We start from the raw sequence: 25,719 nt of genomic DNA on the forward strand, positions 1-25,719 counted from the left end.
GAAGACCGCCCTGATTTTCTTCGCAACACTCTTGTCCTATGCTCGACGTTCAAAGTGCAATGAGGAGCAGCATGCTTTCCGGTCCGGTCGTCTTTGCCGCGGCATTTGCCTATCTGTTGCTGTTGTTTGCCGTGGCAAGCTACGGCGATCGCAAGGCGCGCATCTTCACGCCCGCAGGCCGGGGCCGACCGCTGGTCTATGCGCTGAGCCTCGCGATCTATTGCACCTCGTGGACCTATTTCGGCGGCATCGGCCTTGCCGCCGAGCGCGGGCTCGAATTCACCGGCATCTATATCGGCCCGATCCTGATGTTCACCATCGGCCTGCCGGTGATCCGCCGGATCATCGCGCTTGCCAAAGCCGAAAAACTTACCTCTGTCGCCGATTTCATCGCCGCGCGCTACGGCAAGAACCCGACGGTCGCAGCCATCGTCGCGCTGATCTCGCTGGTCGGCGCCATCCCCTATATCGCGCTGCAGCTGAAGGCCGTTTCAAGCTCAGTGGCGGCGATGGTCGATACCAGCACCTACGGCATCGGCTCCGGCCAGAATTTCATCGACCTGCCGCTGCTGGTGACGCTGTTCCTCGCCTGCTTCGCCATCGTCTTCGGTACGCGCCACACCGATGCGACCGAGCATCAGGACGGCCTGATCCTGGCGATCGCCATGGAATCGCTGGTGAAACTTTTGGCGCTGGTGACGGCCGGCCTCTACATCATCTTTTTCGTCTTCGACGGCCCGACCGATCTTTGGGCGCGCGCCGTCGAAAACCAGCAGGTGATGTCGGCGCTCAGCTACGAGACGCCGATGCCGCGCTGGATCATGCTGGTGGCGCTCTCGGCGCTCGCCATCATCCTGTTGCCGCGGCAATTCCATGTGACGGTCGTCGAGAACCGCACGGCCAACGAACTCCGTGTCGCCGGCATTCTCTTTCCGCTCTATCTGGTGGCGATCAATCTCTTCGTGCTGCCGGTGGCGATTGCCGGCATCCTGATTTTCAACGGCGGCGGCGTTTCCGACCTCTATCTCCTGAACCTGCCGATCAAGCTCGACGTGCCGGTCATGACGATGATCACCTTCATCGGCGGCTTTTCGGCTGCAACCGCCATGGTGATCGTCGCTTCGGTGGCGCTGTCGATCATGATCTCCAACGACATCGTCATGCCGGTGGTGCTGCGGCGTAACCTGACGCGGCGCGGCGGGGTGCGCGATCTCTCGACCCTGCTTCTCAATGTCCGCCGCATGGCGATTTTCGGCGTGCTGCTGCTGGGGTATGGCTACTATCGATCCGCCGATATGAGCGCCGGTCTGGCTTCACTTGGTCTGCTCTCGTTTGCCGCCATCGCCCAGATGGCGCCGGCGTTGTTCGGCGGACTGCTCTGGCATCAGGGCAATGCCCGAGGCGCGATTGCCGGCATGACGCTCGGCTTCGTCGTCTGGGCCTATCTGCTCTTCCTGCCGAGCCTCGGCGGTCCGGACAATTCCCATGTCGCGGCGACCGTGCTCGGTTTCCTCTTTCCGTTCACGGATATCTTCTCCGGTCCGGCCGCCGACCCGCTGGTCAATGCCTCGACCCTCAGCCTGCTCGTCAATACCATCGCCTACATGGTCTTTTCTCTCTCGCGCCTGCCGAAACCGATCGAGCGCAGCCAGGCCGGTGTCTTCATCCGCCGCAAGTCGCGCACCGAACGCGCCTTCCGCGGCCGCAAGACCAAGATCACGGTGCTCGACCTCAAGACGACGATTGCGCGTTATCTCGGCGAGGAGCGCATGTTGCGCTCCTTCCACAGCTATGAGCGCCAGAACGGCCGATGGCTGGAAGACCACCAGCCGGCCGACATGGCGCTGGTGCATTTTTCCGAACAGTTGCTCGGCAGCGCCATCGGCTCGTCCTCGGCGCGGCTGGTGCTGTCTCTCGTCTTGCAGCGCATGGACGATACGCCGGTCGATACCGCCTGGCTGCTCGATCAGGCCAGCGAAGCGCTGCAATACAATCAGGACATGCTGCAGACGGCGCTTTCGCAGATGGACCAGGGCATCGCCGTCTTCGACAGCTTCAACAACCTGATCATCTGGAACCGGCGTTTTAGGCAGCTGCTCGACCTGCCGGAAGCCGCCGGTCAGGTCGGTTTTCCGCTGGCCGAGATCATCTCGATGCTGACGGCGCGCGGCGATATCGCCCGCGAAGACGAAAAGGCGCTGGTCGAAAACTTCCTCACCCTCGACAAGCCCTTCCTGCTGGAGCTTGCCGGCGGGGCGCGCATCATCGAGGTGCGCACCAATGCCATGCCCGACAAAGGCATCGTCACCACCTATACCGACATCACCCAGCGCGTCGCTGCCGATATCGCGCTGAAGCAGGCGAACGAGACGCTGGAACTGCGCGTCGCCGAGCGCACCGGGGAACTGACGCGCGTCAACCGCGAAGTCGCCGAAGCGCGGGCGGCGGCGGAAGAGGCCAATATCGGCAAGACCCGCTTCTTCGCCGCCGCCGGCCACGACATCCTGCAGCCGCTGAACGCCGCGCGGCTTTATTCCTCGTCGCTGGTCGAACGGCTCGGCGATTCGGAAAACAGCCTGCTGGTCCGAAACATCGATTCTTCGCTCGAATCGGTGGAAACCATTCTCGGGGCCGTGCTCGATATCTCGCGGCTCGATACCGGTGCGATGAAGCCGCGGCTGCAATCCGTGCCGCTCGATGATCTGCTTCGGCGCATCGAGACCGATTTTGCCCCGGTGGCCCGCGCCGCCGATCTGAAGCTCACGGTGATGCCGACCTCGCTTTCGGTGCGGAGCGACCCCAATCTCCTGCGCCGTCTCGTGCAGAACCTCGTGTCCAATGCGATCAAATATACGCCGAAAGGCAAGGTGCTGGTCGGGGTGCGGCGGGAGGGTGACAATGCCGTCATTCAGGTGCTGGATTCCGGTATCGGCATTCCGGCCTCGAAATTCCGCACGGTGTTCAAGGAATTCGCCCGGCTTGATGAAGGCGCCAGGACCGCTTCGGGGCTGGGCCTTGGCCTGTCGATCGTCGATCGCATTTCCCGCGTGCTGAACCACGCCGTCGATCTGCAATCGAAGCAAGGCAAGGGCACGCGCTTCCGGGTAGTGATGCCGATCGACAGGACGGCGAAGGCGGTGAAAGGCCCGGCAAGCCCGGCCGCCACGCGTATCGCCGAACCTCTGCACGGGCTTTCCGTGCTCTGCATCGACAACGAGCCGCGCATTCTCGAAGGCATGATGCTGCTGCTTGAAGGCTGGGGCTGCCGGGTGGAGACGGTGCAATCGCTGGCAGACTGGCAGGCCGGCGCAAAGGCGCGGCCGGATGCGATCATCGCCGACTATCACCTCGACAACGCCACCGGCACTGATGCAATCCGCGCGATCCGTGACCATTTCGGCGCGGTCTTGCCGGCATTGCTGGTGACGGCGGATCGTTCGCCCGAGGTGCGCGCGACGGCGGAACGCGATGGCATCGCCATCCAGAACAAGCCGGTACGGCCGGCGGCGCTCAGGGCGTGGTTGACGCAGCTTTCCGTGGCGTTGAAGGCGGCGGCGGAGTAGCGCAGCGCCATTTCGCCTTTTGCCCCCTTCTCCCCCGCGGGGAGAAGTGTCGAGCGCATGCGAGGCGATGAGGGGGTGGTGCGGCAAATTCCGAATGCGCGGAAGTCCCCCTCATCCGCCCTCCGGGCACCTTCTCCCCGCAGGCGGGAAGGGAAGTGCGTTACGCAGCAACAGCTGCGATCTTGCCGAGCTGGATCACCGCCTGCGTGCGGCTATCGACGTTGAGCTTCAGCAAAATCGCCGAGACGTGCGCCTTGATCGTCGCTTCGGAGACGCCGAGTTCATAGGCGATCTGTTTGTTCAGCAGCCCCTCGCCCAGCATGCCGAGCACGCGGGATTGCTGCGGCGTCAGGGTCTGCAGCCGCTGGAGCAATTCCGCCACTTCCGGCTCGTGCTCCACGCCGCTTTCGAAGCCCGCGGGGGTGAAGATGTTGCCAGCCATGACGGTGTCGATGCCCTGGCGGATTTCCTCGAGTCCCGCCGATTTCGACAGGAAGCCGCTCGCTCCCAGTTCCAGCGCCCGCTGGATCGTCGCATTGTCGTCATGGGCGGAGACCACCATGACCGGCAGGCTCTGGAATTCGGCGCGTAGCGCGATCAGCCCGGAAAGGCCGCTGACGCCGGGCATTGTGAGGTCGAGCAGCAGAAGGTCGGCATTGGGGTGGTCGATCGCCGCCTGCCGCGCGGCGGTGAAGTCTCCGGCCTCGACGATCTCGGCATTGCCGTCCATGCCCGTGAGCGCCTGGCGCATGGCGCCGCGAAACAGCGGATGGTCGTCCGCGATGATGATGGTCAATCCCGATGTCATGGCGCTCCCTCCCAAGAGCTTGACGGGCCGGCGGACATCTCTCCGCGGACCGGCATCATGGATCGGAAAGCCGTTTCAGGTTTTCTGGGGCTCCTCGCCCAGCGAGTTTGGCACTTTGCGCTCCTCGCCCTCCAGATCTTTCACGATCCCCATGAAGCTTCGCATCATTCTTTCCATGATGCCCATTGTCTGGTCAATCTCTTCATCGGTCGGCAGGCGCGGTTTCGCGCTGAACTGGCCATTCTGAAGGGCATTTTCCAAGGTTTCAACGCGCTTGGTCAGGAGATCGAGTTCCAGTTCGAAGGCGGTGCGCTCATCGGCGGCGATGCGGCAGACCATCTGCCCGTCCTTCTCCTGGCAGAGCGAGACCTCGCCGGTCTCCGTATCAAGCCGGGCGATGCCGCTATCTGTGCGCTGCATGCTGTAGCGGCCCGGAGCGGGCTCCTGCGCCTCCACCGGCACGACGGCGGCGACGCCACCAGCGAGACCCGCCACGGCAAGCATCGGCCAAAGCAATCTGTTCATAACGTCTCTCCTGCCCAAAATCTGCACCCAATGCCCTCGCACTAGTGGACTTTCGGCCGCAATTGCGGCAATCCGGCTGCGATATCCCCCGGTCAGGAGGTGGCGGCATGTCCAGGATCATCTACAAAATCGTTCCGACAACTCTGTGGCAAGATGCGCTGAAAAGTGGAGAATTCAAGGGCGCCCCGGTCGATCACGCCGATGGCTTCATCCATTTCTCGACAGCCGCTCAAGCCGTGGAAACCGCCGCCCGCCATTTTGCCGGCCAGGACAGGCTGATGCTCGTCGCCGTCGACGGCGGAACGCTTGGGGAAGCGCTGGTCTATGAGCCGTCCCGCGGGGGTGATCTCTTTCCCCATCTCTACGGCACCTTGCCGCTTTCCGCCGTCCTCTGGGAAAAGCCGCTGCCGCTCGGCAGCGATGGCGCCCATATCTTTCCGGAGCTTGCCTGATGCTCGATCTTTTCCAGTCGCTCGGCCGCCGCGGCCTGTTTCTTTTCGATCCCGAAGCCGCCCATGGGTTTTCGATCAAGGCGCTGAAAACCGGGCTGGTGCCAGCTTGCAGCGTGCCAGCCGATCCGCGGCTGACGCAGACGATCGCCGGCCTGACTTTTGCCAATCCGCTGGGGCTTGCCGCAGGCTACGACAAGAACGCCGAGGTGCCGGAGGAAATCCTGAAGCTCGGCTTCGGCTTCACCGAGATCGGCACCATCACGCCGAAGCCGCAGGCCGGCAACGACAAGCCCCGCATCTTCCGGCTGGTGGACGATGAAGCCGTGATCAACCGTCTCGGCTTCAACAATGCCGGCCATGAGGCGGCCTATGAGCGGCTTTCGAAGCTGCGCGGCAATGGCCTGATCGGCGTCAATATCGGCGCCAACAAGGACAGTGCCGACCGCATTGCCGATTATGTCGCGGGCATCCGCCGTTTCGCGTCGCTCGCCCGCTATTTCACGGCCAATATCTCTTCGCCCAACACGCCGGGCCTGCGGGACCTGCAGGCGCGCGAAAGCCTTGCCGCGCTGCTTTCCGCCGTGCTCGCCGCCCGCGACGACGAAGCGAAAAAGAATGGACGGCATGTGCCGGTGTTCCTCAAGATCGCGCCCGATCTCACCGAGGAAGGCATGGACGACATCGCCGCCGAAGTGCTCGACCACAAGCTCGACGGGCTGATCGTTTCCAACACGACGCTGTCGCGCGACGGGCTGAAGGACCAGACGCAGGCGAAGGAGGCCGGCGGGCTTTCCGGCAAGCCGCTGTTTGCCCGTTCCACCGCCGTTCTCGCCAAGATGCGCAAGCGCGTCGGGCCTGACTTGCCGATCATCGGCGTAGGCGGTGTTTCCTCGGCGGAAACGGCGGCGGAGAAAATCCGGGCCGGCGCCGATCTCGTGCAGCTCTATTCCTGCATGGTCTATGAAGGGCCGTTGCTGGCCAGCCGCATCATCCGCGGGCTTTCGGAAATTTGCGACCGCGAAAATCTGTCCTCGATATCGGACATCCGCGGCAGCAAGACGGATCAGTGGGCCAGCCGCTTTTAAGCGAAGCTCGCCCTCGCCCGCCGCGGCACCAGCGCCAGCAGGAAGACGCCGCGGAAGAGCAGGAAAAGATTGAGCCCGGCCCAAAGCCCGTGATTGCCGAACAGCGGCACGAGCACCAATAGCGCCGCGACATAGCCGGCGAAGGCGAGCAGCATCATGTTGCGCATATCCCGCGACCACGTGGCGCCGATGAAGACGCCATCCATCAGGAAGGCGAGCGCGCCGGTGATCGCCGTGATCGCGGCCCAGGGCATGTATTCGTAGGCGACCGCGCGGACATCGGCCGCCGTCGTCAAGGTATCGATCAACCGATCACCGACGATGAAGAAGGCGACGGTCGTCATTGCGGCCAGCGCCAGCGACCATGTGGCGGTCATCTTCAATGCCCGGTCGAAAGCCGGGCGGAAACGGGCGCCGATCGCACGGCCCGTCAATTGCTCGGCCGCGTTGGCAAGACCATCGAGATAATAGCCGGCCAGCAGAAAGATGCTCATCAGCACGGCATTGGCGGCCAGCGTCACCGGGCCGAAGCTCGTGCCGATGCGCGTCATCAGCGTGAAGGCGGCCAGCAGCACGAAGGAGCGGATCATGATATCGCGGTTGAGGCCGAAGAGCGGCTTCAGCCGCGCCATGGAGAAGATTTCGGCCCAGGTCGGTGCAATCGCGCGGTCGAAACGGGAACAGACGATGGCGAAGCCGACGATCGCGCCGATGGTCTCGCCGGTGACGGTGGCGAGCGCCACGCCCATCACGCCCCAGCCCAGATGGAGGCCGAGGAAGATCGACAGCACGATGTTGACGCCGTTGATCAGCGTCTGGAGCAGAAGGCCGGTCGTGCCCTGTCCGCGACCAAGCACGAAGCCGAGAATGGCATAATTGGCGAGCGCGAAGGGGCCGGAGAGGATGCGATAGAGGAAATAGGTGCGGGTGACCTCGGCCACCTCCGGCCCCGGCGCCAGCAGCCAGAGACCGGCCGAGAGCACAAGCGGCGAGATCAGCACGATGGCGATACCGCTGACGACGGCGATCACCATCGACCGCCAGAAGACGGCCTGCTCTTCCGCCCGGTCGCCGCGGCCGAAGGCCTGGGCCACAAGCCCGGTCGTCGATGCGCGCAGGAAATTGAAGGTAGTGAAGATCAGGTCGAAGAGGATGGCGCCGACCGCTAGACCGGCCAGCAGCGTCGCCTGACCGAGACGGCCGACGACGGCGGTATCCACCAGCCCCAGCAGCGGCGTGGTGAGGAAACCGAGCGTCATCGGGATGGCGATCGATAGGATCAGCCGGTTGGTGACGAGGAACGGCCCGGCACCATGGGCATTGTCATCGATCTTTTCGGCTGTCGTCATCGGCGTGGTTCCGTTCGGTTATCCTGCCCGGAGCCCACATCGGGGAATCAACCGGAAGAGGAAAGCACCATGGCCCAATAAGGCCGGTTTCCGGAAGCGGGATTTCTGACGACCGCTACCCCTAAGCCGCGATAACCGCTGCCCAGCATGTTTTCCAGATGTTTCGGCGAGCGATACCAGGCCTGATAGGCGCTTTCGGCGTCGTCCTGCCCGGCGGCGATGTTTTCCGCAGCCGGCAGGGCAACACCCTGTCCCTTCATCCGGTCGAGAAAGCTGTCGCGGAAGCCGATCAGGTGGCTCATCTTGCCGTTTTTCGCCATGCGGCTTGCCTGCGAAAGCGCTGCGGCCGCAGCGACCGGGTCGTTGGAAAGCGGCGACAGGCCCTTTTCCTTGCGCAGCGCATTGACATAGCCGAGCGTCGCCTCGGTCTGGTCGCTGCCGTTGCCGGAGGGCTTTTCGGGTTTAGTGCTGACGCAGCCAGCAAGGGCCGCAAGCGAGAGAAAAGCGCCGGCCTTCAGGAGGCCGCGCCGGGGGACAAGGTTTTGCATATCAACGTCTGTAGCTGAACAACCGGATGATGATGAAGGCGGGGATGACCACCGCGGCGCCGATCAGGAGATAATCGCCGACACGGCCGAGCGCCGCAAAGCCGGAACGCCAGAGATCGAGGACGAAATCCCTGATACCATAGATTAGGTCATAGGGCGTGAAGCCGAGCACCGACATGATGAAGCCGACGACGATCGAAACGACGAGCAGCTTGACGATCACCCGGCCGGGCGAATCGCCCAGAATTCTGTTGAGGCCATCGGCCATCTGGAAATCTCCTGTTTACCATCCCCATAAGCTGCCGCGCCCCTCGGGGCAAGACGCCAGCCTTCGCCGGGAAAATCCCGCTTGCCATTTCAGTCTTCCGGGACCAGAGGTACCCCATGAACCTTCATCAGCTGTCCTCCGGCGACCTGATCGCCGACCGCCGCGCCGAATATGCTAACATGCTCGCCGAGACCGGCGACCATGCGGATGCCGCAGACCTGATGCGCCAGGCGCTGGAACTGGTGCCCGACTGGGCGGCAGGCTGGTTCCGGCTCGCCGACTATGAGGAAAAATCCGGCGGGAAAGAGGCCGCGGCAAAGGCGCTGAAACGGGTGCTGGAACTTAATCCCGACGATATCTTCGGCGCCGGGCTGAAGCTTGCGCTGCTGGGGGATGCCGAGACCCCCGAGCAGCCGCCAAGTTCCTATGTCGAGCGGCTGTTCGACGATTATGCCGACCGGTTCGACGCAGCGCTGGTCGAGCGGCTGAACTACACCGTGCCGCGGAAGCTTGCAGCGCTCATCGCCAACCATGCCGGCAAGGCCCGCTTTGCCCACACGATCGACCTCGGCTGCGGCACCGGCCTTTTTGGCTCGGAAATCAGGGAAGCGACCGATACTCTCGAAGGTGTCGATCTTTCCGCCAACATGCTGGCCAAAGCCGAAGCCAAGAAGCTTTACGACCGGTTGGGACAGGCCGATCTTTCGCTTTCCGCGGAAGCCTGCGGGCTTTTCGATGCGGAGCGCAAGGCTGGCCGTGCCGATCTCGTCAGCGCCGCCGACGTGCTGATGTATCTCGGCAATCTCGAAGGCGTGTTTGAGATCGTCGACCGGCTGCTTTCGGATCGCGGGCTGTTTGCCTTTTCCGTCGAGGATCTGGAAGCCGGCGAAAGCACGTCGGAAACGAGGTTCGCGCTGCGTCCTTCGCTACGCTATGCGCATAGCGAAGCCTATGTCCGGGGGCTTGCCGAGGACAAAGGCTTTGCCCTTACCGAAATCAGCCGCACGGCCATTCGCGATGATGGCGGAAAGCCGGTTTTCGGCATTCTGTTTCTTGCGGCGAAGGGCAAGCCCGGCGCATGATTCTTGCTATTTCAAAATAGGTCAGCATTGCTTACATATTTTGCTTGATTGCATCGGCGAAAAGCCTGAAAATCCGCTCATTCGCTGAAGGGCGAACACCGGTTTCCCCGGAAAAATCAATCTCGACATCAGCAGCCGGTCCCGCCGGACTGCCCTTTTTGCCTGCCGCATCCGGAGATCGCGCGATGACCCAGCTTATGAGTGCCCTTGGCTTCTGGAACACCAGCGCGACGCGCCATACGGCGGTCGAAGACGTGCAGGGCATCTTTTCCGGCAGCCTCGTCGCGTCGCTCGGGCTTTACGTGCTGGCAAGCGCCGGCCTGCTCACCGGCAGCACGGCGGGTGTCGCCTTCCTGTTGCACTATGCCTTCGGCGTGAATTTCGGCCTTGCCTTCTTCCTGCTCAACCTGCCGTTCTTCTATCTCTCCTGGAAGCAGCTCGGCATGGCCTTCACGGTAAAGACCTTCATCGCCATCGGCATCACCTCGCTGCTCACCAATATTCAGGCGGATGTCTTCAAGATCGCCTCGGTGCATCCCGCTTGGGCGGCGCTGCTCGGCGGCCTGCTTCTGGGTTATGGGGTGCTGGCGCTCTATCGCCACCGCGCCAGCCTCGGCGGCGTCGGCATTCTCGGCGTCTACGTGCAGGAGCGTTTCGGCATCCGCGCCGGCCTGGTGCAGCTCGGCATCGACCTCTGCGTGCTGGCGGCCGCCTTCTTCGTCACGACGCCGCCGGTCGTGTTCTATTCGGTACTCGGTGCCGTGGTGCTGAACCTGTTCGTGGCCGTCAACCATCGCGCCGACCGCTACATCGCGCTCTGAGGATCAGGGGATAGAAAAGACCCTGACCTCATCGGCGACGCCCCGCAGCGCAACGCTTTGCGATAGCGGATTGAGCCCTCGACCGGCCAGAAGCTGCAGAACACCGGGATCGTCGAGCACGGCCCCGGTCGCGAAAATCTCCCTTGAGGTCGCCAGATGCTGCACACGGGAGGCGATGTTGACCGTCTGCCCGAAATAATCCTGCCGCTCGTTGAGGCTGACCGCAATGCAGGGGCCTTCGTGAATGCCGATCTTCAGCAGCAGGTCCTCGCTGCCGCGCTCGTCGTTGAGCGTGCGCATGGCATCGCGCATGCGCATCGCCGCAAGCAGCGCGCTGCTCGGCACCGGGAAGGTGGCCATCACCGCATCGCCGATAGTTTTCACGACGGCACCGGCCTGCGCGCCGACAATATCCCGCAAAATCGAGAAATGGGTCTTCACCAGATCGAAGGCGGCGAGATCGCCGACCCGCTCGTAAAGCTCGGTCGATCCGCGCAGATCGGTGAACAGGAAGGTCAGGCTGGTGATCTTCAGGCGCTGATCGACTTCGACCGTATCGGTGCGGTGGATATCGCGAAACGTCTGGTTGGAGAGCAGGCGCTTTGCCGTCAGGAACGGACGGCGGCGGCCGAGCAGGTCGTGCAGGGCTTCATTGGCGACGCAGACGGACGGCAGCGTGCGAACCTCGGTATGGTTTTCGACCGAGAGGCGCAGCGGCCCCGGTTGCATCTCCAGCGTTTCGCTGTGACGGAAGCCGCGGTCGAAGATCATGGTCAGGTTTTGCCTCTCGCGGGTGGGCGAGCCTTTCACGTCGATGAACTGGGCCGCATGGGTCACCGGCTCGAAGATGATCACGAATTCGGCCGGAAGCTGCAGCGAGATGACGGCCTTTTCCCCCGGCGGCAGTTCGAGCGCTTCCAGCACGAATTCATCGACCTTGGCTTCAAAACCTTCTTCGGGCAGTTCGATGCCCGACCCCCAGTAGATTTGCCGGAAATATTCGGTCGGCGACAGCTGCTCGGGATTGTGGGCCTCGATGTGACGGATGCGGGGGCTAATGGTGAAGGTCACCTCAACCATTTCGTCGAGCGTCGGCTCATAGCCCGCCGCGCACAGCGCGCAGCTATAGGTGTCGCTCTGGACGGTGCGCAGCGAAGTATTGGCATCGAGCACACCGCCGCAACCGGGGCACAGCACATTCCAGGACAATTCGAACAGGCCAAGCTGGGAAGCATGCAGGAACGCGTTGATGGTCTGCTCCTCGTCCAGCCCATGCTCGGCGGCGAAGGCGAGCGGGTTGACACGGCAGAGCCGGCGGTCGGGCGCATCCCTGACAAAGCGCTCGATGGCATCGACGATAGCGGGCTGCGCGATCTGGCGCAGCATCGTGAAAAGAGACTGGGCTTCGCTCATGGTGTATCCTACACCCAACCGCACACAAGGGCACCGAATTTCTGATGACCCTTCAATTCCGCGCGGTTTGATCTACATTTGTTCGCGTGAACCAGATCGATTCCGCAAGGGCCACCTATGAGCCCATCACACTTCCCGCTCCCTTCCTGCGCTGGTTCGCGGAAAAGGGCTGGAGCCCGCGCGCCCATCAGCTCGATCTGCTCTCACGGGTTCAGTGCGGCGAAAGCATGCTCTTGATCGCGCCGACCGGCGCCGGCAAGACGCTCGCCGGCTTCCTGCCCTCGTTGGTGTCATTGACGGAGCGCGGCAAGATACCCCCGGGATCGGCCTTTACCGGCATTCACACGCTCTACATCTCGCCGCTCAAGGCGCTGGCCGTCGATATCGAACGCAACCTGATGAAGCCGGTGACCGAAATGGGCCTGCCGGTGCGCATCGAAAACCGCACCGGCGACACGCCGCAGGCCAAGCGCCAGCGCCAGAAACTCAACCCGCCCGATATCCTGCTGACGACACCGGAACAGCTTGCCCTTCTCCTCGCCAACGGCGAGGCGGAGCGTTTCTTCAAGGATTTGCGATACGTCGTCTTCGACGAACTGCATTCGCTCGTCACCTCCAGGCGCGGGCACCTGCTGTCGCTCGGACTTTCGCGGTTGCGGCGGCTTCAGCCGAACCTGCAGACCATCGGCCTTTCCGCTACCGTCGCCGACCCCATGGACCTGCAGCGCTGGCTGGTGGCACAGGTGCCGGATGAAAACCGGCATGCCGGGCTCATCACCGTGACGGGGGGTGCCAAGCCCGAAATCAGTATCCTGAAGACCGAAGAGCGCGTGCCGTGGTCGGGCCACCAGGCAACCTATGCCATGCCGGCGGTCTATGAGGCGATACGCGATACGAAGACGACCCTGCTCTTCGTCAACACCCGCAGCCAGGCAGAGCGGCTTTTCCAGGAACTCTGGACCATCAACGACGATAATCTGCCGATCGCGCTGCATCACGGCTCGCTCGATGTCGCCCAGCGGCGGCGGGTGGAAGCGGCCATGGCCGAAAACAAGCTACGCGCCGTCGTCGCAACCTCGACGCTCGATCTCGGCATCGACTGGGGCGATGTCGATATGGTGATCCATGTCGGCGCGCCAAAGGGGGCAAGCCGGCTTGCCCAGCGCATCGGTCGCGCCAACCACCGCATGGACGAGCCGAGCCGCGCCCTCCTCGTGCCGGCAAATCGTTTCGAGGTGATGGAGTGCCAGGCGGCGCTCGATGCCAATTATCTGGGCGCGCAGGATACGCCGCCGGTCGGGCGTGGCGCGCTCGATGTGCTGGCCCAGCACGTGCTCGGCATGGCCTGCGCCGCCCCCTTCGATCCGCTCGATCTCTACGCTGAGATCACCAGTGCCTGGCCCTATGTCGATCTTTCCTGGGAGACCTTCGAACGCATTATCGATTTTGTGGCGACCGGCGGCTATGCGCTGCGCACCTATGAACGCTACGCCAAAATTCGAAAGACCAAGGAAGGGCTTTGGCGCGTTTCCAACCCGCAGGTCGCCCAGCAATACCGGCTGAATATCGGCACGATCATCGAATCGCCGATGCTCAATGTACGTCTGGTGAAGCGCAATGCCCGCGGCACCCTTGGTCGCGGCGGCATGTCGCTCGGCAAGGTCGAGGAATATTTTCTCGAAATGCTGTCGCCGGGCGATACCTTCCTGTTTTCCGGCAAGGTGCTGCGCTTCGAAGGCATTCGCGAAAACGAATGCCTGGTGAGCCAGGGCTATACGCTCGATCCGAAAGTGCCGTCTTACGCCGGCGGCAAGTTTCCGCTCTCCACCTATCTCGCCGCGCAGGTGCGAAAAATGCTGGCGGACCCGAGCCGGCATGCGAGCCTGCCGGAGCAGGTGCGGGATTGGCTTTCGCTGCAGAAGGATTTCTCCCGCCTGCCGAAGGAGGACGAACTGATGATCGAGACCTTTCCGCACGGCAAGCGGCATTTCATGGTCTCCTATGCCTTCGAGGGCCGGCTGGCGCACCAGACGCTCGGCATGCTGCTGACCCGCCGTCTCGATCGGGCAGGCTTGAAACCCCTCGGCTTTGTCGCCACGGATTATTCGCTGGCGATCTGGGGTCTGGACGACATGGGCGCCGCGTTCAAAAAAGGTAAGCCATCGCTTTCCGAACTGTTCGACGAAGATATGCTCGGCGACGATCTCGAGGCGTGGCTGAACGAAAGCTTCCTTTTGAAACGCACCTTCCGCAATTGCGCCGTCATTGCCGGGCTCATCGACCAGCGGCATCCCGGCAAGGAAAAGACCGGCCGGCAGGTGACGGTTTCGGCCGATCTCATCTACGACGTGTTGCGCAGCCATGAGCCCGACCACATCCTGCTCGAAGCCACCCGCAACGATGCGGCGACCGGGCTTTTGGATATCGGCCGGCTTGGGAATATGCTGATGCGAATCAAGAGCCATATCCGCCACCAACGGCTGGACCGGGTTTCGCCGCTGGCCGTGCCGATCATGCTGGAAATCGGCCGCGAAACCGTCGCCGGCGATGCGCAGGATGTCCTGCTGGCGGAAGCGGCAGATGAACTGATGAACGAAATCATGGCTGGCCACTGAGCGCCGCTAGAGACAACGACTGGACCGCATGCACCGCCTTGCCTTCGCCAACAGGACCGCATCCGCCGCCTATCCGGCACTGTCGGAGCGGATCGAGATCAACGGGATCGCCGGCTTCTGCGACCCGCTAGGCGGATTGCATTTGCCCGATCTCGGCGTGCTCGTCGTTTCCGATCTGCATCTGGAAAAAGGCTCGGCCTTCGCCCGCCGCGGCATGATGCTGCCGCCCTACGATACGCTCGCGACGCTGCGCATCCTCGACGCGATCGTTGCCCGGCACGATCCGAAGATCGTCATCAGCCTCGGCGACAATTTCCATGACCGGGTCGGCTCAAGCCTGATGCCATCCCAATTCCGCCAGATGATCGAGGACATGGCGCGGGGGCGCGAATGGGTCTGGATCAACGGCAATCATGACCCGGATGGCGCCGCGACCCTACCCGGCATCTCGATGGATGTGCTGCACCTCTCCAATCTGGTGTTTCGCCATGAGCCGTCGGCTGACAATGCTGAGGGCGAAATCGCCGGCCATCTCCACCCGGCCGCGACCGTCGTGCGCCGCGAAAAACGCGTCCGCCGCGCCTGTTTCGCGACGGATGGCACGCGGATGATCATGCCCGCCTTCGGCGTCACCACCGGCGGGCTGGATCTGCGCCACAAAGCGCTCACCGGCCTCTTCGACCGCCCTCGCCTCGTCGCTCATATGCTCGGGCGCGACCGGATCTACTCGGTACCGTTTGGAAACCTGGTAGGCTGAGACCACCCGCTAAGCTGCAGCACCGACCTTGTAACGCAAAATAACGCCCCCATTTTCCAACGGGCGGGCTTCCAGCAAGGCCATCGGCCGCGAATGACCGGATGGCTTGAAATGCGGATTGCCGCCGCCGAGCACGACGGGCACGAGGCAGAGGCGGATTTCGTCGATGAGGCCGGCGTCCAGCAGGCTGTCCACCAGTTCGGCGCTGCCGAAGATGAAGATGGTCTTTCCCGGCTGCTGCTTGAGTTTCGTCAGTTCCATGACCGGATCATGGACAAGACGGGTGTTGTTCCACGTTGCTTCCGTCAAGCTGCGGGAGACGCAGATCTTGGCGATGCCGTTCATCTGGGTCTTGATTTCGTCTTCCTCTTCCGCCGTCGTCCAGTAGGCAGCCATGCCTTCATAGGTCTTGCGGCCGAAGACCAGCAGGTCGCATTCATGACCGAGTTGCTGGCGGCTGAACTCCTCCAGATCGTTGCCCCAGACGAGTGTGTGGAACCCGATATCCCAAGGCTTGGTACCTTCGAAATAGCCGTCGAGCGTCATGAGATTCCAGACGATGAGCTTGCGCATGACCTTCTCCTCCGAGCTGTCGCCAATCCGATTGCATATTGCAATCAGTCGATCATAACAAAGTGCTCCTGAAATGCAATCGGCTGGAGACGCGCGAAAACATGCCGTGGCCGGAAGCCACGGCATTACAGCCGTTGGAACAGGGAAGGAGATATCGGGCCTTGCTGCCGTCTTAGAAGGCGTTGAAGGTCAGCGTCGTCAGCGAACGGTTGATGCCGGGCACGGTGGCGATGTTGTCGTTGATGAACTTGCCGATATCCTGGTCCTCATCGACATAGACCTTGATCATCAGGTCGTAGTCGCCGCTGGTCGAATACATCTCCGAGACGATTTCCTTGCGATAAATCTCGTCTGCGACCTCGTAGGTCTTGCCCGGCGCGCATTGCAGCTGAACGAAAATCGGCTTCATGGATCACTCTCCTGATGTTTCCGTCGGAATAGCGCGTTTTCGGCCGCTCGCAAAGCGGATCAATCGCGGCGGAAGACAACGCTGGCGACCCAGCCGGTGACGAGGGCGAGAAGCACGGCGACGATGCCGTAGAGGAACGGCCTTTTATGGGCGGCCTGGGTGATTGCCTCTTCGAGACCGGTCTTGACCACCCGAAGCGGCAAAGCCTTCGCGGCAACGAACACGCCCTCGCGGAAAAGATAGGCGCGCACCACATGCACGCCGTTCGGCACATCCGCGGGCAGGCGCACCGAGGCCTTGAACAGGCTGGAGCTGATGAACTGCACGCCGCCGGGGTCGCGCTGGTAGACGCCGGTCGCCTCGCGCAGACGGCGGAAGGCATCCCTGAACTCGCCGACACTCGAGCCGTCGCCGATATAGCCCACCGGCGTCAGCGGCATATGGTTCACGCCGATGCCCATATTGTTCATCTGGTCGGGCGGGGCGATGGTCTCGATATCGCGGGTGCTCGACAACGAGTAGGATTCCGGCACCAGTTCGAAGGTCATCGAGCTGGTGTTGATCCAGATGCCGAAGATGCGCTGCTTCTTGCGCACCGTCGAACTTTCCTTCGGCCCTTCGAGCGCCACGACGATGTTGTATTTGCCTTGGGCCAGCAGATTGGCGTTGAAGCCATCGATGGCGCCGAAGATGGTGAGATCGGCACCGCGGAAATCCGAGGTGATGGCGATCTCGTCGGTGGAGATGCCGATATCGAGCTTTTCGGGGAAATCCTGCGGCTCGGCCTGCGCAGGGGCTGCAACGAAAAGCAGGAGCGGGAAAAGGGCGGCAAGGATGCGCATCAGTAGCCGAGCCCCGCGGAAACGACCGAATAGATTTCCTTCGGCGGGATGACGAGTTCGACGGCAAGCCGGATGCCGACGGCAAGCACCAGCAGCGCCAGCAGCGCGCGCAGCTGTTCGCCTCGCAGCCGCTGGCCGACGCGCACGCCATATTGCGCGCCGACGACGCCGGCGACCATCAGCACGAAGGCAAGCACGATATCGACCGTATAGTTCGCCGTCGCCTGCACGATCACCGTATAGGCGGACACGAAGATGATCTGGAACAGCGAGGTGCCGACCACGACATTGGTCGGGATGCGCAGGAGATAGATCATCGCCGGCACCATGATGAAACCGCCGCCGACACCCATGACCGAGGTGAGCACGCCGATGCAGAAACCGAGTGCCGCAACCGGGATAACGCTCAGGTAGATCTTGGATTTCTTGAAGCGCATCTTCAGCGGCAGGCGATGCACCCAGTTGTGATGGCCGGGCCGCTTGAGCTGGACCTGTTCGTTGCGGGCAGCGCGGCGCAGGGCATTGATGCTTTCCCACAGCATCAGCGAGCCGACGGTGCCGAGCAGCAGCACATAGGCGAGCGAAATCACGAGATCGAGCTGGCCGAGCCGGCGCAGCAGCGCAAACAGCCAGATGCCGACGGTCGCCCCGGCAAGACCACCGCAGAGCAGCACGGTGCCGAGCTTGATATCGATGGTGCCGCGCCGGAAATGGGTGATCGCGCCGGAAATCGAGGACGCCACGACCTGGTTTGCACCGGTGGCGACCGCGACGACGGGGGGGATGTTGTAGAAGATCAGGAGCGGAGTGATCAGGAAGCCGCCGCCGACGCCGAACATGCCGGACAGGAAGCCCACGGCCGCGCCCATGCCGAGAATGATCAGGATATTGACCGACAATTCCGCAATAGGCAGGTAGATCGTCACAACTCGAACCCCGATAAGCCGATACCACCTCGCCCGTTATGCCTGCGAGACCGCATCCAAATTCTTTTTTGCCCGGAAGGGCTGAACCGCGGCGACCATGATAGCCGTCCATGAATGAAGAGAGGGTTCATACCCGCTTAAATCATCGGCCTGCCGCAAATGCGCCCGCCCCGCCGCCAAGGCAGGGCAAGCACATCCGACATCCTGGCCTATTGGGCCAAACTTTTCCGGTTGCTCTGCGGCATTATTGGGGCCGCAGGCGTCGCTTATCCGTTCCGCTTCAGAAGTTCGCGAACGAGGGCGTCGTTGATCTGGCCGTTCGGCTCCTGACCGATCGATTTCTGGAAGGCCTTGATGGCGAGCGTCGTCTTCGTGCCGATCTTACCATCCGGCTTGCCGGCATCAAAACCGTTGTTGTTGAGGATCGCCTGGATGTTGCGGATCGCCTTGGACATGTCGACGGTGGCGGTCGTCGGGCTCTTGCCGAGCCAGGCGTCCGGTACGACGACGTTGTTGGCCTTGTCATCGACGTCCAAAGGCTTCCACGCTTCGAAGCGGGCCTTGGCGTCCTTCAGCTGCTCGGGCTTCATCGCCTTGGCGACGTCCTCGCGCTTCTGGGCGGCATCGGTGTCGCCACTCTTGGCAGCAGCCGCAAACCACTTGTAGGACTCCGCCAGATCCTGCTTCACGCCATTGCCGCGCGCATAAAGGATCGCGAGATTGTACTGGCTGTCGCGCAGGCCGAGATCGGCCGCCTTGGCGAACCACTTGCCGGCCTCTGCGAAATCGGGCGCCGCTTCACCGCCGTTGGCGAGGATGACGGCAAGATTGTGCATGGCGCTGGCATTGCCCTTCCGGGCGGCATCCATATAGAGCGTCTTGGCCTTTTCGAGATCGCGGGAAACGCCGGTGCCCTTTTCATAGAGCGTCGCCAGTCGGTATTCGGCCGGAACGAGGCCCTGATCGGCGGCGCGCTGGTACCATTTGGCGGCCTCGGCAAGGTTTGCCTTGACGCCGCGACCTTCGGTGTAGATCGCGCCGACTTCGAAATAGGCGAGCGGATCGCCGCCCTTGACGGCCTCGACCAGCGCCGGCTGGGTGATTTCGGCGGGAACGGCGACCGGCTCGACCGGCTTTGCCGGGGCGGCGAAAGCATTGTCCGGCTGCGGCGGCGTGGCTGTGAAGCTGCCCGGCGCCATCGCGGTGTCCGTGGGGGACGTGAGCAGATCGGCGCCGTTCTTGGCAGGCTCCTGCGTCGCCGTTGCGGCTGCCATCGGTGCCGGCTCGGTGATCGCGGCACCGTCTTCGAGCGACTTGGCAGCAGGCTGTGCGGCGTTTTCGGGCGTTGCCGGTTCGAGGTCGCCATCCTGCGGCTGCAGGGTCGACAGCGGCGCGACCTCCTCCGTGGCCGGAGCAACGGCGGCATTCTTCGTTTCGACCTGCGCGGGGATTTCGGCCTGGACCGGCGCCTCGGCCTGCTGTTCGATGGCAACCGGGGCTGCGACCGGAGCGCGCTCGCCACGGATCAGCGTGTTGACCAGCGGATAGGACATGATGGCGAGCAACACGGCGCCGACCGCCATAAGGATCGGGCGGCGATGGCGGGCAAAGGCGCCACCGACCGGGGAAGCCGGCGCGGCGACACGGCCACGCTGGCCGAGCGTATCGGATTCTTCGACCGCAAGCTGGGCGGCACGGCGCGCGGCGGCGATGAAATCGGCCTTGTCAGCTTCGCCGGGCGCGATATCGCCGCGGTTTGCCTGACCGGCGCGCACGCGCTCGAGAATCTTCTTCACATCCGGCATGCCCGAACCGGGCTCAAGCAACTGGTTGGCGACATCGGGAGCGATCGTATCGGCAGCATCGATCGACGGCGTCGGCTCGACCGTCTGGCGGCTGTCGGCGCGTGCAACCTCGTTGCGCTTGCCGGCGAAACGCTGGGCGAGGCCTGCGAGCAGGCCCTTCTTCGCGACCGGGCGGGCTTCGGTGGAGATAGCGCCGTCTTCGGCGATATGGTCCTCGTCGCGGAGCGCCGTGACCACATCCTCATCCGCCGCCGTCTGCATCAGAACCGAGGGCGAAACCGAGCTTGCCTGTTCGCGCATGTCGCGCTTCAGGGGCTCCTGATCATTATATTGTGCGAAAGGGTCTTCGTAATCCGGCTCGGCCGCCTTCGGCATCTGCGGCGGCACGAAGCCGGCCTCACGCATGCCGAACGGACGGGGAGCCTCGTCGCGATAGCCGCCGTCTTCGAGGCGTTCGAGCTTTTCAGCGATATGGACGAGGGTTTCGTGCAGCGCTTCGAAGGTGCGCGCGGTGCGCTCCTCGCTGGAGCGGCTGAGTTCTTCCAGAACCTTCAGATCGCCGGCGAGCGCCGAGATCGCGGCAATATCGCTACCGGCGGAAGCCGAGGGCATGCCGCCGGAGCGCTGATAGGCATCCATGACCGCTTCGGCCGCCTGGCGGGCGGCTTCGATGATGTATTCGTCGCTGGTCGCCAGATAATCTTCCAGCGCGCCCATGCGGTTTTCGAGATCGGCCGGCAGGCTTGCAACGGCTGATGCAACCGGGCGCGGCTCGCTGACGAGGGCGGAAAGATTGGCGATCTGATCCTGCAGGCCGCGCAGCGCCGTGCTGTCGTCGTAAGGGGCTGCATGGGTCTCTTCGAGACGGATGGCGATATCGGCCAGCTGGCCTTCCAGACGCGCGAAGCGATCGCCGATCGGATAGGCTTCCGTCGGGGCATCCAGCGCATCGATGCGGCGGGCGAGATCGTCCAGACGCTCGGCCAGCGCCTCGTTGACATCGCCCTGATCGAGCGCATCGATCTTGCGGGAGATATCGCTGAGATAGCCGGTGAGATCGGGCTGGACGTTCTTCTGCGAGCGCTCGAACATCAGCGACAGCTGGTCGAGACGTTCTTCGAGGCGAACGGCCGCTTCTTCATTGGCAAGCTGCTCAACCCGGACGGCGAGCGCTTCGATGCGGTTCGACACGCCGTTGTCGGCCGGGCGCGACAGCATGTCGATCTGGTGGGCGAGATCGGCAAGGCGGTTTTCGACACGATCGACGGCGGCGGCATCGATGCTCGATGCCGTGCGGCCGCTGGAAACGATGGCGCGGCTGATCTCGTCGAGGCGCATGTCGAGATCGGCAAAGCGCGAGGCAAAACGGCTGTCATCCGGCTGCACATGACGGCTGAGCATTTCCACGGCCTGGGCCATGGAAACCAGCTTGTCTTCCAGCGCGTGGATGGCCGAGGTGCTGTTGATGCCGCCGATCTGCGACTTGATCTCGTCGAGGCGGTAGGCGAGCGCCACCAGCTCGTCGTCGCGGTTGGAATCGAAATGCGACAGCCGGTCCTCGACCGCGCTCCAGCGGTCTTCCATGCGGCGCATGCCGTCTTCGCGGGCAAGTCCGTCGATGAGGGTGCGCAACTCGTCGAATTCCACCTTCAGCGCGTCGGCCTGGGCCGGCGGCGCCTGACGGCCGAGCTGGGCGATGCTTTCGGAAAGCCACTGCAGGTCGCCGCGGATGTCGGCAAGGCCGGCCTCGCCCTTCGCGGCTTCGGCGGTGATGCCGCGGATTTCGTTGCGCAGCGCCGTCATCTCGCGCGACAGGCCGTCGGCGATATCGGCTTTCAGTTCCTTGCGCAGGCCGAGCAGCGCCTGGGCGATGTCGGCGACGGCGGCATCCTGCCGCGGCTCGACCGGACGGCTGAAGGTTTCCCGCTGGGGAGCGGGATCGCGCAGCGGCGCGCGAACGGCAGCGGGGGCCGCTGCGCGCTGCGCCATGTCGCGTTGGGCAAGAGCGTCGCGTTGCGCAAGAGCCTCGCGCTGGGCGAGCGCTTCGCGCAGCGGCGAGGTGCGCCGCTCGTCGGGATAGGCGTTGCGCGGCGCCGGCTGGCGGGCCTGCGTGGCATAACGCTCGCCACGGCCGGCGACCTCGTCGCGGCTTGCCGCAAGGGCGCGCTGGCGCTGCATGATTTCGGATACGGGATCGGGGCGCTGCGGAACGTCCCGTTCGGGCGCCCGGTATTTCGGCTCGCGGGCGGCGTTGCCCATCAATCCTTCTATGCGCGATTCGAGACCTTCGATCGTCCGGTTCAGCGCATCCAGCGACGAACGCTCGCCGCCGCCGTAAGACGGGGTGCCAGAGCCGGAATTATGCGGTCGCGATCCGTTCATCTTAATCTTCGCCTCTTCCATCGGCCATGACCGGCCGCTTCGAAGGCTGGCGATCTGCCATGCCGGTCTGCTGCCGATCCGGACAAGACTGCGACGACGCGGAGACAGGACTGGAGCAGCATTGACCGTTTCACCACGCACTTTCGCCAAACGTGGTAAACAAGCCGTTAACTGCCGCGGAAATTTTTTAACGATTTGGTCGCATTCTGTTTGCGGGAGGAGAGACGCCGTCGCGGACGCGCAGTGCAGCGCAAAATGCGGGACACGCATTTTTTGACGTTTACGCAAACGTCAAAGTTTTGTAGCATGATGTCAAAGGTTACGAGGAAACCCCTTTCGGATTTGCAGGCGAGGAACGAAAAGACATGCCCATCTACAAGGCTCCGGTCGAAGATACCCTCTTCATCCTGAACGACGTGCTCGGCATCGAGCGTTACAACAATCTTCCCGGTTTCGCCGATGCGACCCCCGACATGATCGAAGCGATCGTCGGCGAGGCCGCCAAACTTGCGGAGGAAGTGCTGTTCCCCGTCAATCTCTCCGGCGATCAGGAAGGCTGCAAGCGCAACGACGACGCGACGGTCACAACACCCAAGGGCTTCAAGCAGGCCTTCGATCTCTATCGCGAAGGCGGCTGGCTCGGTCTTGCCGTGCCGGAAGAATTCGGCGGTCAGGGCCTGCCCTACACGCTGCACACCGCCGTCGGCGAATATATGTCGTCTGCCAACATGGCGCTGACCATGTATCCCGGCCTGACGCAGGGTGCGATCGCCGCGATCCTCGTCCACGGTTCCGATGAGCAGAAGGCCACCTATCTGCCGAAGATGGTCGAAGGCACCTGGACCGGCACGATGAACCTGACCGAGCCCCATTGCGGCACCGACCTCGGCCTGCTGCGCTCGAAGGCCGTGCCGCAGGGCGATGGTTCCTACAAGATTTCCGGCCAGAAGATTTTCATCTCCGCCGGCGAGCACGATATGTCCGACAATATCGTGCATCTGGTGCTTGCCCGCATCGAGGGCGCACCGGAAGGCGTCAAGGGCATTTCGCTGTTCATCGTGCCGAAGTTCATGGTGGAAGCCGATGGCACGCTCGGCGCGCGCAACAGCGTTTCCTGCGGTGCGATCGAGCACAAGATGGGTATCCACGGCAACTCGACCTGCGTCATGAACTATGACGAAGCCACGGGCTATCTCATCGGCGCGGAGAACAAAGGTCTCAACGCCATGTTCGTGATGATGAACGAGGCCCGTCTCGGCGTCGGCCTGCAGGGTCTTTCGGTTGCTGAAGTGGCCTACCAGAACGCCGCGAACTATGCCCGCGAGCGCATTCAGGGCCGCTCGCTCTCCGGTGCCAAGGAGCCGGAAAAGAAGGCCGATCCGATCATCGTGCATCCCGACATCCGTCGGACGCTGATGACGATCAAAGCCTTCAACGAAGCCGGTCGCGCCTTCACGCTGTGGACGGCGCTGAAATCCGACATCGCCCATCGCGGCGACAACGAGAAGGACCGGCAGGCAGCCGACGACATCCTCGGCCTGATGACCCCGATCCTCAAGGGCGTCCTGACCGACAAGGGCTTCGACCACGCTGTCATGGCCCAGCAGGTCTTCGGCGGACATGGCTATATCGAAGAGCATGGCATGAGCCAGTATGTGCGCGATGCGCGCATTGCCATGATCTATGAAGGTGCCAACGGCATCCAGGCGCTCGATCTCGTCGGCCGCAAGCTTGGCCTCAACGGCGGTCGCGCGATCATGGCGCTGTTCAAGGAAATCGGCGATTTCTGCGAAGAAAACCGCAATGACGAAAAGCTGACGCTTTACACCAAGGCGCTGAAGAAGGGCCTGAACGACCTGCAGGCGGCGACCATGTGGTTCATGTCGAACGCCATGGCCAAGCCGGACAATGCCGGTGCGGGCTCGACCGACTATATGCACCTCTCCGGCCTCGTGGTTCTCGGCTATATGTGGGCAAAGATCGCCAAGGCGGCGGAAGACGCGCTGGCCTCCGGCGACAGCGCCCGCGCCGACTACCTGAAGAACAAGCTGGTGACGGCAAAGTTCTTCATGGAACGCATCCTGCCGGAAACGGCGCTCCGCAAGGCCCGCATCGAAGCCGGCGCCGATACACTGATGGCACTGGACGCGGCCGCGTTCTGAGGTCGTAAAAGACCCCTCCCCCTTCGTGGGGAGGGTTGACCCCGCGCACGCCAAGGCGACAAATAAACACGGATTATAGCGGCGACAGCTGCTCAAGGGAGATGACACGATGACCGAAGTCTTCATTTACGACCACGTGCGCACGCCGCGCGGGCGCGGCAAGAAGGATGGGGCGCTGCACGAAGTGCCGACGCCGCGCCTCGCCGCCAAGGTGCTGGAGGCACTGCGCGACCGCAACGGGCTCGACACCTCGACCGTCGACGACATCATCATGGGCTGCGTCGATCCGGTGTTCGAGGCTGGCGCGGTCATCCCGAAGGCTGCGGCCTTCGAAGCCGGTTATTCCAACAAGGCTCCGGGCATGCAGATTTCGCGCTTCTGCGCCTCCGGTCTCGATGCCGTCAATTTCGCGGCCGGCAAGATCGCGCAAGGCGCCGATGACATCGTCATTGCCGGTGGCGTCGAAAGCATGTCGCGCGTCGGCATGGGCATGTCGGGTGGCGCCTGGTACATGGACCCGTCGGTCAACTTCCCCGGCTATTTCATGCCGCAGGGCGTTTCCGCCGACCTGATCGCCACGAAATACGGTTTCTCGCGCGATGACGTCGATGCCTATGCCGTCGAAAGCCAGAAGCGCGCCGGCCATTCCTGGGACAACGGCTATTTCGACCGCTCCGTCGTTCCGGTGAAGGACCAGAACGGCATCGTCATCCTGGCCAAGGACGAGCACATGCGTCCGACCACGACGATGCAGAACCTCGCCTCGCTCAACCCTTCCTTCCAGATGCCCGGCGAAATGGGCGGCTTCGAGGCCGTCGGTATTCAGGCGCATCCGGAAATCGAGCGCATCAACTACGTGCATCACGCCGGCAATTCGTCGGGCATCGTCGATGGCGCGGCCGGCGTGCTGCTCGGCTCGAAGGCGGGCGGCGAGAGTATGAGCCTGAAGCCCCGCGCCCGCATCAAAGCCTTCGCCAATATAGGCTCCGATCCGGCGCTGATGCTGACCGGCCCGGTCGATGTCACGGAAAAGCTCCTGAAGCGCTCCGGCATGAAGCTTTCCGACATCGATCTTTTCGAACTCAACGAAGCCTTCGCCGCCGTCGTCCTGCGCTATATGCAGGCCTTCGACATTCCGCATGACAAGATCAACGTCAATGGCGGCGCAATCGCGCTTGGCCATCCGCTCGGCGCGACCGGTGCGATGATCCTTGGCACGGTGCTCGACGAACTGGAGCGGCGCGACCTCAACACCGCGCTCGTCACACTCTGCATCGGCGCCGGCATGGGCACCGCAACGATTATCGAACGCGTCTAAGGTTTCGGGAGAAAGA

At 63.1% G+C, this 25,719-nt stretch carries 20 protein-coding genes; 9 read left to right on the top strand and 11 right to left on the bottom strand.

Features of this window, described 5'->3' with window-relative positions; translation table 11 throughout:
• Window positions 1-71: 71 nt before the first annotated feature.
• Entirely contained in the window at window positions 72-3,563 is a 3,492-nt protein-coding gene (locus tag ASC86_RS04380; protein ID WP_056316545.1) for a PAS domain-containing hybrid sensor histidine kinase/response regulator, read from the top strand.
• Window positions 3,564-3,723: 160 nt separating this feature from the next.
• Here the strand turns inward: ASC86_RS04380 and ASC86_RS04385 are convergent, their stop codons facing one another.
• Complete coding sequence (locus tag ASC86_RS04385) at window positions 3,724-4,371, bottom strand: response regulator transcription factor (protein ID WP_056316549.1); 648 nt, start codon at window positions 4,369-4,371, stop codon at window positions 3,724-3,726.
• A gap of 75 nt (window positions 4,372-4,446) precedes the next feature.
• On the bottom strand, window positions 4,447-4,875 hold the full coding sequence (locus ASC86_RS04390) for a hypothetical protein (protein ID WP_056318265.1): 429 nt from the start codon (window positions 4,873-4,875) through the stop codon (window positions 4,447-4,449).
• Between the two features lie 128 nt (window positions 4,876-5,003).
• Between ASC86_RS04390 and ASC86_RS04395 the strand changes: the two genes are divergently transcribed.
• Window positions 5,004-5,348: a DUF952 domain-containing protein gene (locus ASC86_RS04395; RefSeq protein WP_056316552.1), complete on the top strand. Its 345-nt coding sequence runs from the start codon at window positions 5,004-5,006 to the stop codon at window positions 5,346-5,348.
• Window positions 5,348-6,433, top strand: coding sequence for a quinone-dependent dihydroorotate dehydrogenase (locus ASC86_RS04400; RefSeq protein WP_056316556.1), 1,086 nt, complete (start codon window positions 5,348-5,350; stop codon window positions 6,431-6,433). The genes ASC86_RS04395 and ASC86_RS04400 overlap by 1 nt, the downstream gene beginning before the upstream one ends.
• Here the strand turns inward: ASC86_RS04400 and ASC86_RS04405 are convergent.
• From ASC86_RS04405 to ASC86_RS04415, 3 genes are read right to left on the bottom strand one after another with little or no spacing between them, the layout of a single operon-like run.
• On the bottom strand, window positions 6,430-7,782 hold the full coding sequence (locus ASC86_RS04405) for an MATE family efflux transporter (RefSeq protein WP_056316559.1): 1,353 nt from the start codon (window positions 7,780-7,782) through the stop codon (window positions 6,430-6,432). The genes ASC86_RS04400 and ASC86_RS04405 overlap by 4 nt on opposite strands.
• A 47-nt stretch (window positions 7,783-7,829) precedes the next feature.
• The gene (locus tag ASC86_RS04410) at window positions 7,830-8,330 is read right to left on the bottom strand and encodes a CAP domain-containing protein (protein ID WP_056316563.1); all 501 of its coding nucleotides are present in this window, start codon (window positions 8,328-8,330) and stop codon (window positions 7,830-7,832) included.
• Between the two features lies 1 nt (window position 8,331).
• Window positions 8,332-8,598, bottom strand: a complete 267-nt coding sequence (locus tag ASC86_RS04415; protein WP_056316566.1) for a DUF6460 domain-containing protein — start codon at window positions 8,596-8,598, stop codon at window positions 8,332-8,334.
• A gap of 116 nt (window positions 8,599-8,714) precedes the next feature.
• On the opposite strand from ASC86_RS04415, the gene ASC86_RS04420 reads away from it, so the two are divergent.
• Together ASC86_RS04420 and ASC86_RS04425 are read left to right on the top strand one after the other, a co-directional pair.
• The gene (locus ASC86_RS04420) at window positions 8,715-9,680 is read left to right on the top strand and encodes a methyltransferase domain-containing protein (RefSeq protein WP_056316570.1); all 966 of its coding nucleotides are present in this window, start codon (window positions 8,715-8,717) and stop codon (window positions 9,678-9,680) included.
• Between the two features lie 185 nt (window positions 9,681-9,865).
• Window positions 9,866-10,501, top strand: coding sequence for a YitT family protein (locus tag ASC86_RS04425; protein WP_056316572.1), 636 nt, complete (start codon window positions 9,866-9,868; stop codon window positions 10,499-10,501).
• 3 nt (window positions 10,502-10,504) lie between these two features.
• Here ASC86_RS04425 and ASC86_RS04430 read toward each other — a convergent pair whose 3' ends face one another.
• Entirely contained in the window at window positions 10,505-11,914 is a 1,410-nt protein-coding gene (locus tag ASC86_RS04430) for an adenylate/guanylate cyclase domain-containing protein (protein ID WP_056316574.1), read from the bottom strand.
• Between the two features lie 86 nt (window positions 11,915-12,000).
• Between ASC86_RS04430 and ASC86_RS04435 the strand changes: the two genes are divergently transcribed.
• Window positions 12,001-14,529, top strand: coding sequence for a ligase-associated DNA damage response DEXH box helicase (locus ASC86_RS04435; protein ID WP_056316577.1), 2,529 nt, complete (start codon window positions 12,001-12,003; stop codon window positions 14,527-14,529).
• A 28-nt stretch (window positions 14,530-14,557) separates the two neighbouring features.
• Window positions 14,558-15,286 carry a ligase-associated DNA damage response endonuclease PdeM gene (gene pdeM, locus ASC86_RS04440; RefSeq protein WP_056316580.1) on the top strand — a complete coding sequence of 243 codons (729 nt, stop codon included), beginning with the start codon at window positions 14,558-14,560 and terminating at the stop codon, window positions 15,284-15,286.
• Window positions 15,287-15,295: 9 nt separating this feature from the next.
• Here the strand turns inward: pdeM and ASC86_RS04445 are convergent, their stop codons facing one another.
• From ASC86_RS04445 to ASC86_RS04465, 5 genes are all read right to left on the bottom strand, one after another.
• Window positions 15,296-15,859, bottom strand: a complete 564-nt coding sequence (locus ASC86_RS04445; RefSeq protein WP_056316583.1) for a dihydrofolate reductase family protein — start codon at window positions 15,857-15,859, stop codon at window positions 15,296-15,298.
• Between the two features lie 172 nt (window positions 15,860-16,031).
• On the bottom strand, window positions 16,032-16,268 hold the full coding sequence (locus ASC86_RS04450; RefSeq protein ID WP_056316586.1) for an Lrp/AsnC ligand binding domain-containing protein: 237 nt from the start codon (window positions 16,266-16,268) through the stop codon (window positions 16,032-16,034).
• Between the two features lie 59 nt (window positions 16,269-16,327).
• Complete coding sequence (locus ASC86_RS04455; protein WP_056316589.1) at window positions 16,328-17,110, bottom strand: TIGR02186 family protein; 783 nt, start codon at window positions 17,108-17,110, stop codon at window positions 16,328-16,330.
• Complete coding sequence (locus tag ASC86_RS04460) at window positions 17,110-18,036, bottom strand: sulfite exporter TauE/SafE family protein (protein WP_056316592.1); 927 nt, start codon at window positions 18,034-18,036, stop codon at window positions 17,110-17,112. The genes ASC86_RS04455 and ASC86_RS04460 overlap by 1 nt, the downstream gene beginning before the upstream one ends.
• Window positions 18,037-18,302: 266 nt before the next feature.
• The gene (locus ASC86_RS04465) at window positions 18,303-22,223 is read right to left on the bottom strand and encodes a peptidoglycan-binding protein (protein ID WP_056318266.1); all 3,921 of its coding nucleotides are present in this window, start codon (window positions 22,221-22,223) and stop codon (window positions 18,303-18,305) included.
• Window positions 22,224-22,588: 365 nt separating this feature from the next.
• Between ASC86_RS04465 and ASC86_RS04470 the strand changes: the two genes are divergently transcribed.
• On the top strand, window positions 22,589-24,385 hold the full coding sequence (locus ASC86_RS04470) for an acyl-CoA dehydrogenase C-terminal domain-containing protein (RefSeq protein ID WP_056316594.1): 1,797 nt from the start codon (window positions 22,589-22,591) through the stop codon (window positions 24,383-24,385).
• Between the two features lie 109 nt (window positions 24,386-24,494).
• Window positions 24,495-25,703 (top strand): acetyl-CoA C-acetyltransferase, encoded by a 1,209-nt coding sequence (locus ASC86_RS04475; RefSeq protein WP_056316597.1) that lies wholly within the window; start codon window positions 24,495-24,497, stop codon window positions 25,701-25,703.
• The last annotated feature ends 16 nt before the right edge of the window (window positions 25,704-25,719 follow it).

It is taken from the genome of Rhizobium sp. Root1212 (assembly GCF_001424985.1).
In the GTDB taxonomy this organism is placed as follows: Bacteria; Pseudomonadota; Alphaproteobacteria; order Rhizobiales; family Rhizobiaceae; genus Pararhizobium.

Bases quoted from the DNA above. Each gene is read 5' to 3' on its own strand.
- ASC86_RS04470 (WP_056316594.1), top strand. From the start codon at position 22,589: ATGCCCATCTACAAGGCTCCGGTCGAAGATACCCTCTTCATCCTGAAC.
- ASC86_RS04450 (WP_056316586.1), bottom strand. From the start codon at position 16,268: ATGAAGCCGATTTTCGTTCAGCTGCAATGCGCGCCGGGCAAGACCTAC.
- ASC86_RS04465 (WP_056318266.1), bottom strand. From the start codon at position 22,223: ATGAACGGATCGCGACCGCATAATTCCGGCTCTGGCACCCCGTCTTAC.
- ASC86_RS04390 (WP_056318265.1), bottom strand. From the start codon at position 4,875: ATGCTTGCCGTGGCGGGTCTCGCTGGTGGCGTCGCCGCCGTCGTGCCG.
- ASC86_RS04415 (WP_056316566.1), bottom strand. From the start codon at position 8,598: ATGGCCGATGGCCTCAACAGAATTCTGGGCGATTCGCCCGGCCGGGTG.
- ASC86_RS04400 (WP_056316556.1), top strand. From the start codon at position 5,348: ATGCTCGATCTTTTCCAGTCGCTCGGCCGCCGCGGCCTGTTTCTTTTC.
- ASC86_RS04395 (WP_056316552.1), top strand. From the start codon at position 5,004: ATGTCCAGGATCATCTACAAAATCGTTCCGACAACTCTGTGGCAAGAT.
- ASC86_RS04455 (WP_056316589.1), bottom strand. From the start codon at position 17,110: ATGCGCATCCTTGCCGCCCTTTTCCCGCTCCTGCTTTTCGTTGCAGCC.
- ASC86_RS04380 (WP_056316545.1), top strand. From the start codon at position 72: ATGCTTTCCGGTCCGGTCGTCTTTGCCGCGGCATTTGCCTATCTGTTG.
- ASC86_RS04410 (WP_056316563.1), bottom strand. From the start codon at position 8,330: ATGCAAAACCTTGTCCCCCGGCGCGGCCTCCTGAAGGCCGGCGCTTTT.
- ASC86_RS04425 (WP_056316572.1), top strand. From the start codon at position 9,866: ATGACCCAGCTTATGAGTGCCCTTGGCTTCTGGAACACCAGCGCGACG.
- ASC86_RS04420 (WP_056316570.1), top strand. From the start codon at position 8,715: ATGAACCTTCATCAGCTGTCCTCCGGCGACCTGATCGCCGACCGCCGC.
- ASC86_RS04385 (WP_056316549.1), bottom strand. From the start codon at position 4,371: ATGACATCGGGATTGACCATCATCATCGCGGACGACCATCCGCTGTTT.
- pdeM (WP_056316580.1), top strand. From the start codon at position 14,558: ATGCACCGCCTTGCCTTCGCCAACAGGACCGCATCCGCCGCCTATCCG.
- ASC86_RS04430 (WP_056316574.1), bottom strand. From the start codon at position 11,914: ATGAGCGAAGCCCAGTCTCTTTTCACGATGCTGCGCCAGATCGCGCAG.
- ASC86_RS04445 (WP_056316583.1), bottom strand. From the start codon at position 15,859: ATGCGCAAGCTCATCGTCTGGAATCTCATGACGCTCGACGGCTATTTC.
- ASC86_RS04475 (WP_056316597.1), top strand. From the start codon at position 24,495: ATGACCGAAGTCTTCATTTACGACCACGTGCGCACGCCGCGCGGGCGC.
- ASC86_RS04405 (WP_056316559.1), bottom strand. From the start codon at position 7,782: ATGACGACAGCCGAAAAGATCGATGACAATGCCCATGGTGCCGGGCCG.